12 protein-coding genes and 1 tRNA gene are annotated in these 12583 nt (G+C 55.5%); 6 read left to right on the top strand and 7 right to left on the bottom strand.

The window, feature by feature from the left end:
- The first annotated feature begins 68 nt into the window (after positions 1 to 68).
- On the top strand, positions 69 to 761 hold the full coding sequence (locus HNQ64_RS12520; RefSeq protein ID WP_184209019.1) for a CDP-alcohol phosphatidyltransferase family protein: 693 nt from the start codon (positions 69 to 71) through the stop codon (positions 759 to 761).
- Between the two features lie 74 nt (positions 762 to 835).
- Here HNQ64_RS12520 and HNQ64_RS12515 read toward each other — a convergent pair whose 3' ends face one another.
- Positions 836 to 1294, bottom strand: coding sequence for a Crp/Fnr family transcriptional regulator (locus HNQ64_RS12515; protein WP_184209017.1), 459 nt, complete (start codon positions 1292 to 1294; stop codon positions 836 to 838).
- A 239-nt stretch (positions 1295 to 1533) separates the two neighbouring features.
- Here HNQ64_RS12515 and HNQ64_RS12510 point away from each other — a divergent pair, with 239 nt between their 5' ends.
- From HNQ64_RS12510 to HNQ64_RS12490, 5 genes are all read left to right on the top strand, one after another.
- Entirely contained in the window at positions 1534 to 2049 is a 516-nt protein-coding gene (locus HNQ64_RS12510) for a hypothetical protein (protein ID WP_184209016.1), read from the top strand.
- Positions 2050 to 2080: 31 nt separating this feature from the next.
- Positions 2081 to 3571, top strand: coding sequence for a Gfo/Idh/MocA family protein (locus HNQ64_RS12505; protein ID WP_184209014.1), 1491 nt, complete (start codon positions 2081 to 2083; stop codon positions 3569 to 3571).
- Positions 3572 to 3741: 170 nt separating this feature from the next.
- Positions 3742 to 4404, top strand: a complete 663-nt coding sequence (locus HNQ64_RS12500) for a discoidin domain-containing protein (protein ID WP_184209012.1) — start codon at positions 3742 to 3744, stop codon at positions 4402 to 4404.
- Between the two features lie 232 nt (positions 4405 to 4636).
- Entirely contained in the window at positions 4637 to 5869 is a 1233-nt protein-coding gene (locus HNQ64_RS12495; protein ID WP_184209010.1) for a 2-oxo acid dehydrogenase subunit E2, read from the top strand.
- 40 nt (positions 5870 to 5909) lie between these two features.
- Positions 5910 to 6527 carry a DUF6580 family putative transport protein gene (locus HNQ64_RS12490; RefSeq protein ID WP_184209008.1) on the top strand — a complete coding sequence of 206 codons (618 nt, stop codon included), beginning with the start codon at positions 5910 to 5912 and terminating at the stop codon, positions 6525 to 6527.
- 9 nt (positions 6528 to 6536) lie between these two features.
- Here the strand turns inward: HNQ64_RS12490 and HNQ64_RS12485 are convergent, their stop codons facing one another.
- From HNQ64_RS12485 to HNQ64_RS12460, 6 genes are all read right to left on the bottom strand, one after another.
- Positions 6537 to 7292, bottom strand: coding sequence for an ABC transporter ATP-binding protein (locus HNQ64_RS12485; RefSeq protein WP_184209006.1), 756 nt, complete (start codon positions 7290 to 7292; stop codon positions 6537 to 6539).
- A gap of 2 nt (positions 7293 to 7294) precedes the next feature.
- Positions 7295 to 8482, bottom strand: a complete 1188-nt coding sequence (locus HNQ64_RS12480) for an ABC transporter permease (protein WP_184209004.1) — start codon at positions 8480 to 8482, stop codon at positions 7295 to 7297.
- A 121-nt stretch (positions 8483 to 8603) separates the two neighbouring features.
- Positions 8604 to 9032, bottom strand: coding sequence for a YidB family protein (locus HNQ64_RS12475; RefSeq protein WP_184209002.1), 429 nt, complete (start codon positions 9030 to 9032; stop codon positions 8604 to 8606).
- 218 nt (positions 9033 to 9250) lie between these two features.
- Positions 9251 to 9327 (bottom strand) — tRNA-Arg (locus HNQ64_RS12470).
- Between the two features lie 128 nt (positions 9328 to 9455).
- On the bottom strand, positions 9456 to 11882 hold the full coding sequence (locus tag HNQ64_RS12465; RefSeq protein WP_221305436.1) for a YfbK domain-containing protein: 2427 nt from the start codon (positions 11880 to 11882) through the stop codon (positions 9456 to 9458).
- A gap of 37 nt (positions 11883 to 11919) precedes the next feature.
- Positions 11920 to 12459, bottom strand: coding sequence for an RNA polymerase sigma factor (locus HNQ64_RS12460; RefSeq protein WP_184209000.1), 540 nt, complete (start codon positions 12457 to 12459; stop codon positions 11920 to 11922).
- Between the last annotated feature and the right edge of the window lie 124 nt (positions 12460 to 12583).

Raw genomic sequence — 12583 nt, 5'->3', positions numbered from 1 at the left:
CATGGAGTGTAATGGAGTGAAGCACAGAAGGTCTAGCAGTTTACGTCCGCTTGTGTTAGATCGTCTCTATGTCCACACCGCAAGACCACGGCCCGCGCCGCGAACTGAAGTCACGAAATACGGGCTGGGCACGCCTCCTTGCCCGTTGGGCTTGTGCCTCGCATCTGTCCCCGAATGCGATTTCATTACTGAGTATCGTATTTGCCACCGTCTCCTTATCTTGTTTTTTAGGAGTGCCTGAGCAGGGCACACCGCTGGGTTCAGCCCTTCTTTGGTTCGGCGCTGCGGCAGGTATCCAACTCAGACTTCTGTGTAATTTAATGGACGGGATGGTGGCTGTGGAAGGTGGGCGAGCCTCGGCCACGGGCCCGATTTTCAATGAAGTGCCAGACCGAGTGGCGGATGTTTTTATTTTGGTGGGAGCGGGCTATAGCACCCGCATGGACCCTGGCGTGATCAAGCTCTTTGACACGCTGCCGCTCGGCTGGTCCTGCGCAATCTTAGCGATGGCGACGGCCTATATTCGGCTACTTCAAGGCACCTTGACGGGACAACAAAGCTTCATCGGCCCGATGGCGAAACAACATCGCATGGCAGTGCTGACAGTGGGAGCGTTAGCCGCGCTCGTAGAATCCCTCTACGGCAGGGAGCCTGTGGCCATATACTGGGCACTGGTGGTGATTTTCGTCGGATCCATCCTCACTTTTAGCCGCCGGCTTAGCCTCATCGTTCAAACACTAAAAAAGCCATCGTCTCGCTGACTTCGGTTATTCAAAAAAAATCCGCCCCGATGAGAGGCGGACTTTGAAAGTAAGAGACACTGTCAAAACGGTGATCAACCACCGTAAAAGCTGGCGATTTTTTCATTCACTGAGCGCAGACGACGGGCAATGGTCTTACCGATCCCAATGAGCAACCACGATGCAGGACGTGGGTATTCATTGAGATACGCTTCCAGGCTCTTCGAATCAATATGCCAGACTTGGCTAAAATCCACGGCAGTGACGGTGGCGCTGGCCGCGGAAGGATCCAGGAGGTTGATTTCCCCTACAGTTTCGCCGGATTGCACACTCCCTAATAGTACCTTGTGCCCACCACGCATGGCCGTGGCGTGGAGCTTACCAGAAATAATGTAATAAAGACCCGTCTGGGCCATACCTTCCTCAATCAAATGCTGTCCTGGCTGTACCGGACGAAAAACCCCGTAGCCACTGAGTATGTCACGATCATCATCGCCGAGAGGTTCAAGAATTCCGACAGGAGGGAGTTGGGGGGAAGTAAAATCAGCGCTCATTTTCAGAAGAATTTATTTTTTTAGGGGGTGAACTCCGGAATGGCAAGCCTGCGGAATCAGAAAGCATGAAATCAGCCAGAGAAAGTGACGATAGGACTGGAAATGACAGGCGTAGAATGACAAGAGGCGCGCTTACTTCGACTCTCTGGTCTTTAGCATCTAAATTTTGCTGGATTTCCCAGGTGACTCGTTCAGAATCGCCCCTCCATCTCCATACGCCAACTCAGTACAACCAAAACATGTCCGATCAAAACTCCTCCTGCTGCCGCCGCCTCGACCTCGCTTTCGCCAACCTGATCACACGTCTCTGGGTGGCACTTCGCCTGTTCATGGCCGGAGTAGATAAGTTCCGCTCTGGTGATGGCGCTGCGGCGACCTTCAACGCTGGCAATTACCAGACGAAGACGGACCAGATCGCCAAGCTGATGACAGACAACAGCATGCTGCCATCTTTTCTCCCCCCCTCTGCCATTGATGCGTATGCTCACAGCATCGGCTACGTTCTTCTTGCAGTTGGTTTATGGGTGGGCATCGGCCTTTTGAGCGAATTTGCTCTTCTTGCTGCCGGTCTTGCCTTTTTGTCCCTGGGCTTTGGCTTGGCCGCACTGCCAGACGACCTGGAACTGACTGCCAACATTGGTGTCGGCATCCTGCTGACGGCCTTCGCCCTCTATACCAATAAGAGCGGTTATCTCTCCCTCGATGGCCTCTTTGGCCGTGGCCGCGCTAAAAAGTCCGCCAGCACCGAAGGCTGATCGCCAAGGCGCAACGTAAATACGTGAAGCTATGAGCACGACCCCTTCCCCTTCTACCCCAAAGCCCAGTGGGCTCTCCAAATTTCTTGACCGACGTTCCTTCTTGCGCACCAGCGCTGTGAGTGGCGCAGGATTGTACCTGGCTACCAGCAAAGGTGCCATTGCCCAAGGCACTGAAGCCGGACGCAAAATCAAATGTGCCCTTGTAGGCTGTGGTGCCCAGGGTGACCGCCTCCGCGCAGCCGCCTCCCAGATTCCTACGGGCATCCAGTGGGTCGCCGTTTCTGATATCCGCGAAGACAAACGCCGCGTAATGGCTCGCTACATGGAGCTTCAAAACAAGCACCAAGTGGACGGTCCTGTGGCCCAGTTTGAGACCATCGAAGAGATGCTCGACAAGCAGGCTGATATCGAAGCCGTCTTCATTGCCACGCCAGACTTCCTACACGCGCCGTTTTCTCGCATGGCACTGGCTAAGGGCAAATCCGTGTATTGCGAAAAGATGATGTCCAACACCATCGAAGGCGCGCGCGACATGGTGAAAGCTGGCCGTGAGTTCAATGGCATCTTCCAGATTGGGCACCAGCGTCATTCGAATCCACGATATGTTCACCTTCGTGAAAAGATCATCAAGAACGACCTGCTCGGTCGTGTGACCCACTGTTACGGTCAGTGGAATCGTGGCGTTTCTGCGAGCACCCCTCTAGGTGCCCCGAAAAAGAATCCGGTCTCTCCAGAACTCCTGGCCCGCTACGGCTACGGCAGCATGGAAGAGTTCCTCAACTGGCGCTGGTTTGCCAAATATGGTGGCGGCCCCATCTCCGACTTGGGTGCCCACCAGATCGACATGTTCAACTGGATGTATGAGACCACCCCAGTCTCTCTCTATGCAGCAGGCGGCGTGGATTATTATGATGGTACTCCAGGGGCCGATGGTGCCCCCAAGGCAAAATTCGAACTGCCGGATAACGTCATGTGCCTTTATGAGTACAAGCTGCCTACTGGCACGATGCGCGCCTACTATCAGGTGCTCACCACCACAGGCAGCCAAGGTTACTATGAGAAGCACATGGGTGTGAACGGGTCCGCCATTATCTCCGAAAGCCCTACTTCAAACCAAGTCTATGCCGAGCCTGGCCAAGACTGGACAAAGTGGACGACGGGAGACAATCCGATTCTGGTTAAAGCTCCGGATAACATCAAAAACAAGTTCTGGGAGCATAACCGCTCCTGGACCAAACCCGCACCAAAGTCTTACGCCGTCTCAGGCGTGGCTAAAGCCGTGGCCGATGCCCGAGAGTCCAAAGCGCTTGATCCATGGGAAATTCCAGTCACGCTCAGTGTTTACCCGCACACCCCCCACGTTGCGAACTTCATTGAAGCGGTACAGATGAAGAAGCCTGAGCATCTCACTTGTAACGTCATGGATGCCTTTAAGTCCTGTGTGACCGTGCTGAAAGCCTATGACTGCTTGCAGACAGGCCAGAAGTACACGTTCACTCCAGCGGACTTCGAAGTCTAATCCGTTTGTTTGATTGAATCGGGAACAGAATTCCGTGCAAAAAAGACCCAGGCCCACACAGCTTGCTTCCATTTGCACTTTTCTGTTCCCTCTTTTCAATATTCTGCCGTTTCCGGCGTCTAACGTAGATCGGCCTTAACTGAGGCCCTTTCCCCCAACCCTTCCCCCACATGAAACACACGACCCTTGCACTCGCTGCCATCGCAGCTCTCAGCACTTCCGTCTCCGCTCAGGAAATGGAAGAGATCAAAATCGAATTCCCAAAGCCGATGTTCATTGGCACTCCAGTTCCGGCTAAACTGCCGAACCTTGAGCAGCCGGATCCATCCAAAATCATCAAATCGTTCCAGGCTCCTAAAGGCACTGTGAACCTCGCCAAGGACAAAGAAGTCACCTCCAGTGATCCAGCTCCAATCATCGGTGAACTTTCCCTCGTCACCGACGGTGATGCTGACGGTTCCGATGGCTGCTTTGTCGAACTCGCCCCAGGTCCCCAGTGGGTGCAGATCGATCTCGGTGCCCCAACCTCGATCAACAAGATCGCCACCTGGCACTACCACAAGCAGGCTCAGGCTTATGTGGACGTGGTCATCCAGGTTTCCGACGACAAAGAATTCAAGACCGGTGTTACCACCCTTTTCAATTCTGATCACGATGACACCCTGAAGATGGGCGCCGGTGCAGACCCAGCTTACATCGAAACCAACCACGGTCGCGTTATTGATGGCAAAAACACCAAAGCCCAGTACGTCCGCCTTTACAGCAATGGAAACACCTCCAACGAGATGAACCACTACTGCGAAGTCGCCGTCTATGGCATTCCTGGGAAGTAATTCCTTTCGTATCCTTTGATTGATACCGCCGCTGGAGAGATCTAGCGGCGGTTTTCTTTTTTCGGGATCATTGATCCCTATGGATCTATCGAATGAATCGAAATTTACCCCAGCATGGGATCGGCATAGATTGCTTTTCAATGATGTCCGGAAAAGATCCTCATTCATGCTTGGACACCGCCTTGACGTGTTGCATCCAGCTTCCATCTTGTCATTCTGCTTCCCATTCCTCATGCCGACTATTCCCATCCTGATGCCCCAGTTGGGCGAATCCATCGCCGAGGCCACCATTGTTCGCATTTTAATCGAACCCGGCCAGCAGATCGAAGCAGGCACTGACATCTTTGAGGTGGAAACCAATAAGGCTACCATGGCCGTCAGCAGTCCATGCGCTGGTCACGTTTCGATCATCACCGCCCAAGTTCAAAAGAGCTATGCAGTGGGCTCAAACCTCGCTTCGTTCGATGTGTCTGAAGAGGATGCACAATCCATGGGTTTTACAGAATCACCTCCGGTGGTTTCATTATCTACGCCCACGAGCATGCCCAGTGCAGATTCGCTGCATTTCCAATTCAATGAAGAAGATAACATCACGGGTTATCAGCCCAAAGTGGAGCCTGTGGTAGGCGGCGCACTGCCTGTCCCAGCAGGAGCCACGGGTGCCAGCTACATCTCCCCCCGCATGCGTGCCCGCATGAATGAACTGGGACTGAATGCATCTGATTTAGCGGGTATTGCAGGCACAGGAGCAGGCGGCCGCGTCACTGTGGAGGATTTTGAGAATTTCCTACGCGGACTTGAGCAACATCGCCTCACCCCAGCGTCTCCCATGCGCATCGCCGTGGCGGATTCCATGCGCCGTAGCTGGAGCCGTCCCCTTGCCACCGTGGGGAGTCCAGTGATTCTAAACGCCATTCTATCGCATCGTAAACGGGCCAATCCAAAACCAGGCCCAGCTCTTTACATCATCCGTGCTCTGGCTCTAGCCTTAGCCGAAAACACCGCAGTTGCTGGACGCCTTATCGGCAGTCGCATCGTTCATCCCCGGGCCATTGATATTGGTTTCGCAGTTGAAGTCGAAGATGGCGTGCTTGTCCCTGTATTGCGCGAGGTGGAAAAAACCCCGCTGGTGCAACTGGTGCCTACTTACAATAAACTGGTGGAGCAAGCACGCGCGCGGCGTCTGCCCATGGATGTGAATCGGCCTGGTATCGCCACCGTCACCAACTTTGGCACTTTTGGCATCGTCTGGGCCACTCCCATTCCTCTGCCCGAGCAGAATCTCGTTCTCGGCCTCGGTGCAGGCAGTAAAGTACCTCGTTGGAGTGAGGAGGTGAAGCAATTCATCCCCGTCACTGAGGCCGAGCTGACCCTCAGTTTTGACCACCGCATTCTGGATGGTGGGGGGGCAGGTCGCTTACTCTCGCGTGTGGCCCAGCTCCTTCAGGAGCCGGAGAAGCTGTGAAGATGTTGCATCCCCCTTAAGAGCCTCTATTCTGCCATTCATGAAGTCTGATTCCCGTGCCACTGCTCCCCTTCTCTGGGTGCCCCTGCTGCTCGCCCTGCTCGCCCTTGGCCTGAAATGGATGAAGCTAAATTCAGACGGCATGAGCCTGCTGCCCAACTTCTCCCCCTGGATGGCCCTTGCCTTCACTGGCACGCTGGTTTTCCCGCGCGGCACTATCCCCTGGTGGGCCTGGCCGCTGATGCTGGTGGGCATCGACTTCGTCGCCATGGGCGGACAGTTCCTGGCCATGGGTGCAGGCCACCCTGAAGTTTACCTCATGCATGTCCTTTACGGAGTGGCGGCCTGGGCTGCCCACCAGATGCGGGGTCAGGCCGGTATCCTCCAGACCTTGCTGGGTGCCACCGCCTGCAGCTTGGTCTTTTACGTCGTCACCAATGTCCTGTCTTGGTGGACGATGCCTGAGTACAGCAAGAGCCTTGAGGGCCTTGTCCAGGCACTGACGATCGGCCTTCCTGGTTTCCCGCCTACCTGGGTCTTTTTGCGTAATTCTTTACTTAGCGATCTAGGCTTCAGCGCCCTGCTCCTGATCGCCTTCAATGCCGAGGCCAAGGTGCGCTCGGCCCCGACCCTTCGCTGGGCCACAGTTGCTGCCTAACGCACAGCTTTACTGGTGAAACCCATGCCGGAGATTTTCCGGCAGCGGGTGGCTGGCATCAATGTCGTGCACTTCCACGATGCGCCCATCATCCATGGAGGCGATGCGGTTCGCGTGAGGGAAAATGCGGTTATCATGGGTGACGATCAGGACCGCACGCTCCGGGCTGCGCGCCACGTTTTCAAACAGCTCCATCACGAGCTGCCCGTTCTTCGCATCCAGCGCGGCCGTCGGCTCATCGCAGATGATCAGGCGCGGCTCATGCACCAGGGCGCGGGCGATGGCCACACGCTGCTGCTGACCACCTGAAAGTTGGTTAGGCCGGCTCTTGGCCCGGTCTCCCAAGCCGACCAGCGCCAGCACCTCTCGGGCCTTTTTTTCTGCCGCTCCAGCTCGCACGCCACGGATCAGCAAAGGCACGCTCACATTTTCAGCCAGGCTGAGCGTGGGGATGAGATTGAAGGCCTGGAAGATAAAGCCGATGTTTTGGGCACGGAAACGAGTGATCGCCCCCATGCTCATCTGGCGCAAATCCTGGCCTAAAACCGTGAGTTCCTGAGTGGCTGCATCGGGCTTTAAGGTTCCAGCCAGAATGCTGATGAGTGTGGTCTTACCACAACCCGAGGGGCCGATGAGCATGGTAATGTCTCCCTGCCTCACTTCCATATCCACATCTTTAAGCACATGGATGCGCGAGGCCCCATCACCAAAGGACTTGTTCAATCCGCGCACCTGGGCGGCATATGGAACTGTGACTTCAGACATGATTAACCACGGAAAACCATCGCCGGCTCCAGTCGTGCGACACGCCAGATGCCAAGGAGCGCAGACATGATGCAAATGAAAAGGACTACCCCTAACACTACGACAGGAACAATCTCCGGCATGTAAAAGGGAGGCTGATCATTTTTAAGTGCAAAGTGCCCCATCACAGAAGTGAACGCCAATCCGATACCGTACCCGATAAGCCCTACCGTGATCGCCTGCGTCAATAGCATCAGACACAATGTAGCCGTAGAAGCCCCCATGGCCTTCAGTGCCCCTAGATGCTTCATATTCTCCAAAACGAAAGTATAGAATGTCTGGCTGCTGATGGCCGTTCCCACAATGAACCCAATCATGACCGTGATACCAAAACTGAATGGGATGCCCGTATTACGGATGTACCAGGCCACAGTCGTCGTATTGAAATCCTGAATGGCAGGCGGCTTTTCAGCGGTGAAATCGTTCCAGTTAAAACCTTTGTTCAGGTACCCCTTCAGCCCTGTTTCACGCTCAATGTCAGCCACGCACTTAGCTTCGCTGATGCCCTCACGCGGGGCAGCAATCACAGCAGAGAGCATCTTGCGCTGTGGTGGTGTGTATTGCAGCGCACGTTCGTAAGTTGTCCAAACGTAAGGCCCCCCTGTGAAGCTCTGCATCGTATCCGCGATACCCACCACACGGGCCTCTTGATCATTGATTTCGAAGGTATCTCCTATCTTCACCTTACCGCCCTTCTCTTTAGAAAGCCGTTGGACGCCTAGATCGTCAATGATCACAGCATGAGGTAGGCGTAGGTCTTCCAGTTTTCCTTCCAGGAGTTTTACCGGCGCTCCAGCCAGCGTGGTGGCATCAATACCAATGAGTTGGATGATCTTAAAATTGCCGTTTTCCAGACGCACACGCTGAATGCCAGAATAGAGCGGCGCAGCCCAGGCCACACTGTCCACACTGCGCACCCGAGCCACGTCGGTATCCAACAGAGGATTGGTTTCATTCACCTGCTCCACCTTTCCCTCCACCACCCAGATAGGGGCTGGCACGTTTTTCAGGGTCGCTGTGGTCCAGCTCATCAGACCGCAAAACACCGCCGTCTGCTGCGCCATCAGAAAGGTGGCAAACACTAGGCCAGCCACCAGCATGAGGTACTTGCCAGTGTCACCAAATAGCATTTTGAGGGCGAGACGCAGCATCGGGTGATGATGTAAACGGAACGAACTTTAAGACGGACGGGACCGCCCAAAGGAAATCCCATCATTTACGTCTCTGCAGCAGCAGAAGAACAGAGAAACCTACGGATGCGCGTGTGCTGGGTCAGGAACGACCACCGAACAGCCCGCCCAAACCATTTTTCATCACTCCGGTCAGGACATCCTGCAGTTTATCAGCGGAGGGATGCGTGTCCTCAATGCTACCATTCGGCGTCAGTCGGTCAATGATCTGCGGGAGGAATTGAGAGAGCAATGGCAGCACCATCTTCGCATCAAAGCCCAGCTTGCCAGCGAGGTCCTTGATCGCATCACTACCTAGGGCGGCCTCCAGTTGAGCTGGTTGCACAGGCTGATTCTCATCTTTGGAGACCCAGGAAGCAAAGATATCCCCCAGACCAGCCTGCTGAAATTGCTGCATCAGACCACCCAGTCCGCCCGCCTGGTTCAGCAATCCCGTGAGCATGTCGCCCTGTTTGTTACCTCCAAAAATACCACCCAACGCTTGTTTGGCCAAAGAATCGAAAAGTCCCATAGGGAGTCAGAATGACGGGGACAGTGCGGTTAGTCAAACAGGAGTCATTGGAGGAGTTACGCTGGGATCGCAAACGCAGGAAACGAATCGGCCAGGATCTCGTCGAACAAGAATGAAGCTCCATTCACGGAATCGGATACAATGTAAAAACACATCTGGGATGTTGTTTGAAATACCCACTCACGGAATGAAATAGGTGCACCAAGCTTATTTAGCTTTGGTGCACCCCAGTGGATTCGAACCACTAACCTTCTGATCCGTAGTCAGATGCTCTAATCCGTTGAGCTAGGGGTGCTTTGGCTTTCGCCCCGCAGTGTTGGCTGCGGATTGAGATACTAGATGAAGGTTTAGTATTGTCAAACAGTGTGAATGAAAAAGTTCGAAAAAGTTTTCAACGCTTGTCGAATCAGCCTCCCACAAGGGCTAGCGGCTCACTCCCCTCGCCTTCTCGATGAGTTGGATAAACTCGCCACGGTAACCCAGAGCATCGGTTCCTTTGCCTTCCAGGGCAAGCTGGCGAACTTGGTCCCAGGTGAGCTGGCCAGCATAAGAAGACTGGCGCAGCAGCAGACCAAACCCCGCTACGGCTGTGGTGAACTTGAATTCGCCACTGGCCGTGTCCATTGCCCGGGAATTATCCTTCACTGGCACCTCAATGAGGCTACTGGTGTTGCCTTCAGGTTCTTTGTAGCGCAGCTTCACGGTCAAAGCCTCGTCCGTTGCAGCTGCAGTAGCAGCCATGGGGACTGCGGGAGTGATTGGCTGTTGATACTTCAGCGCATCCACTTGAGGAAGTGTCCCCCCCCCAGGAGGCAGATTCGCAGGCACCAGCTCATACAGCGCGGTGACGCTATGCCCAGCTCCGATTTCCCCAGCGTCCTTGGCGTCGTCATTGAAATCTTCTTTGGCTAACAAACGATTCTCATAACCGATGAGGCGGTAGCTGCGGATAACTGCGGGATTGAACTCCACCTGAATCTTCACATCCTTGGCGATGGTGACCAGCGTGCCGTTCATCTGCTCTACCAGCACCTTGCGGGCCTCGCCCAGGCTGTCAATGTAGGCGTAGTTGCCGTTGCCCTTGTCGGCCAAGGTTTCCATGGTGCGGTCCTTCAGATTGCCCGAGCCATACCCCAACACGCTGAGGAAGACGCCACTGCGGGCTTTCTCGGAGATAAAGGTTTCCAACTCCGTCGGGCTGCTGATGCCCACATTGAAGTCGCCATCCGTGCACAGTACCACGCGGTTCACGCCGCCTTTGATGAAGCCGGCCACGGCCTGCTCATAGGCCAAGCGAATGCCCGCGCTGCCATGGGTGCCACCGCCAGCCTGGAGCCGATCAATTGCAGATACGATCTCGCCTTTATTTTGGCCAGTGGTGGAGGACAAGACCACCTGCGATCCATTGGCATAGGTCACCATAGAGACACGGTCATTTTCGCCAAGTTGCCCGGCCAACATGCGCAGGCTCTGCTGCACAAGCGGCAGTTTGTTTGGCTCCGCCATGGAGCCAGAGACATCCACCAGGAAGACCAAGTTGCTGGGCTGGCGATCCAGGCCGATCTGCTTGCCTTTGATGGCGATGCGAGCCAGCCGATGCTGCGGCTGCCAAGGGCACGCGGCCATCTCCACTTTGACAGCAAAAGGTTCCTTCACCCCTGCCGCCGGGCCCTTTTCATCCATGGGAAAATAATTGATTAACTCCTCAATGCGCACGGCATCGCGTGGTGGCGCACTGTTCTGATTGAGAAAGCGCCGCACATTCGCATACGAGGCCGTGTCCACATCAATAGAAAAGGTGGACAGCGGCTCGCTCTCCACACTCTTGAGCGCGTTTTCGATGATCTGCGTGTAGGACTCTTGGCTGCGACGCATTTGAGTTTCGCCGTCCATAATGTCGGCGTTTCCTGCCATCCCAGATCCTGCGATGAGTGTTACCGAACTTGGAGCGGACCGCACAACGCCTCCCGTGTAGGTCGTGCGGCCTTGGAGGGTCAGAGTGCCTGCACCGGTGATGGTCAAGCTACCGCCATTAACTGTGATATTGCCATTGGCCACTGGAGCCGCAGGTTTAGGTGCTGCGGCGGGGGTGGCTGCGACTTGCCCTGGTGCCACACTAGCGGTTGTCGGGGCTGGGGATTCCCAAGGTTCATTCGCCTGGTTCAGCAAGCGGGCACGCTGCTGATCTTGGGTCGCAGCAAAATATTCCCGTCTTGCCGCTTCTGCATCGACCATTGTTGCCTCGTTCTTCGCCTTCGTTTCAGGCATATTAGAAAACGTCATTGCCGCCTTAGCATCCTTCGCCGCCAGTGTGCTTTCATCTTGCTTCATCAAGGGAGCCGCGTTCGCCTGAAGCTTCCGCATCGATGTCGGCGGGGCTGCAGCCACCACCGGGGCTGGTTCCTCGGGCACAGGACTCGTCCGTGTGATGATGGTCTGATCATCGCCAAGGTTCCCACGAACGGTCGGAGTGATCTCGGCCATCTGGCCTTCGCTCTCCATCTGCTTGCGGATGAACAGGGTCGTGCCCATCACCACGGCGGCAGCGGCAGCCAGATTCATGAAGACATGACGTCTCCAAAACGTCGGCTGTTTCGGTAATGCGGGTTGGGGCGCTTCATTGGGAAACGAAGCCGCAGGGGCATCGGCACGGCTCAGTCGCTCGCGTTGTTCAGGGGTGAAGGCGAGGGAGTCGTCGCCGAGTTCTGCCGTGAGGAAGTCGCAGAAGCCCTTGGTCTGGCTGGCCTGCGTGCTGGCCTCGGCGTCTTCCTGGATGAGGGCCTCGATCTGGGCGCGCTCTTCGGCGCTGAGTTCGTTCAGGGCCCAGGCGGTTATTTGTTCCGGTTTCATGGGGAAAGTGAATTAAAAAATTTAAACAAAGGTTTGGTTAGGCCAGGGCGGATTTCTGTTTGCCCGGTGTGGCGTCTTCCTGGGCTTGCCACTTCAGGCGCAGGGCCAGCACGCCGTGATGAATGAGGTAGCCGACATTGCCGATGCTGGTCTGCATGGCGTCGCTGATCTGTTTGTAATCGAGTCCGGCGATGAATTTGAGGCGGATGGCCTCGCGCTGGCGCAGGGGAAGTTCTTCGATGAAGCCGCGCAGGGCGGCGGCGGTCTCCCGGCTTTCCATTTCTGCTCCGGGCTGGGGGACCTCGGAGGCTTCCAGGTCTAAACTTTGCGTTTCCATGACAATGAGGCGTTGGTGTTTGCGCTGGTGGTCCAGAGCGCGATTTTTACAGACGGTGAAGAGCCAGGGCGCCAGCCGGTCCGGATCCAGCGTGGCGAGGTTTTGGCTCAATTTGATAAACACGTCCTGCACGACATCGCGTGCCTCTTCAGCGTCGTTGGTAAAGCTGTGGGCATACCGCAGCAGCGGCCTCTCATAGCGGCTCAACGTGTCCAGAAACAGGCGGTGGGTGTCGTTCATGGGGTCGTGTTCGCCAGGCATCACGTCAGTGTGAGGGCTTTCTTGGGGCCGGGTGAAATTCTTTTTTCGGCGATTCTCCTCAGACGCCCCGACAAGCCTGAGAGTTCAGCTTTCTGAAAACGAG

Source organism: Prosthecobacter dejongeii, assembly GCF_014203045.1.
Taxonomy (GTDB): Bacteria; Verrucomicrobiota; Verrucomicrobiia; order Verrucomicrobiales; family Verrucomicrobiaceae; genus Prosthecobacter; species Prosthecobacter dejongeii.
This window is presented reverse-complemented; position numbering and strand designations above follow the sequence as displayed.

Coding starts and splice junctions, on each gene's coding strand:
- HNQ64_RS12480 (WP_184209004.1), bottom strand. CDS start 8,482: ATGCTGCGTCTCGCCCTCAAAATGCTATTTGGTGACACTGGCAAGTAC.
- HNQ64_RS12520 (WP_184209019.1), top strand. CDS start 69: ATGTCCACACCGCAAGACCACGGCCCGCGCCGCGAACTGAAGTCACGA.
- HNQ64_RS12485 (WP_184209006.1), bottom strand. CDS start 7,292: ATGTCTGAAGTCACAGTTCCATATGCCGCCCAGGTGCGCGGATTGAAC.
- HNQ64_RS12500 (WP_184209012.1), top strand. CDS start 3,742: ATGAAACACACGACCCTTGCACTCGCTGCCATCGCAGCTCTCAGCACT.
- HNQ64_RS12495 (WP_184209010.1), top strand. CDS start 4,637: ATGCCGACTATTCCCATCCTGATGCCCCAGTTGGGCGAATCCATCGCC.
- HNQ64_RS12505 (WP_184209014.1), top strand. CDS start 2,081: ATGAGCACGACCCCTTCCCCTTCTACCCCAAAGCCCAGTGGGCTCTCC.
- HNQ64_RS12490 (WP_184209008.1), top strand. CDS start 5,910: ATGAAGTCTGATTCCCGTGCCACTGCTCCCCTTCTCTGGGTGCCCCTG.
- HNQ64_RS12515 (WP_184209017.1), bottom strand. CDS start 1,294: ATGAGCGCTGATTTTACTTCCCCCCAACTCCCTCCTGTCGGAATTCTT.
- HNQ64_RS12475 (WP_184209002.1), bottom strand. CDS start 9,032: ATGGGACTTTTCGATTCTTTGGCCAAACAAGCGTTGGGTGGTATTTTT.
- HNQ64_RS12510 (WP_184209016.1), top strand. CDS start 1,534: ATGTCCGATCAAAACTCCTCCTGCTGCCGCCGCCTCGACCTCGCTTTC.
- HNQ64_RS12465 (WP_221305436.1), bottom strand. CDS start 11,882: ATGAAACCGGAACAAATAACCGCCTGGGCCCTGAACGAACTCAGCGCC.
- HNQ64_RS12460 (WP_184209000.1), bottom strand. CDS start 12,459: ATGAACGACACCCACCGCCTGTTTCTGGACACGTTGAGCCGCTATGAG.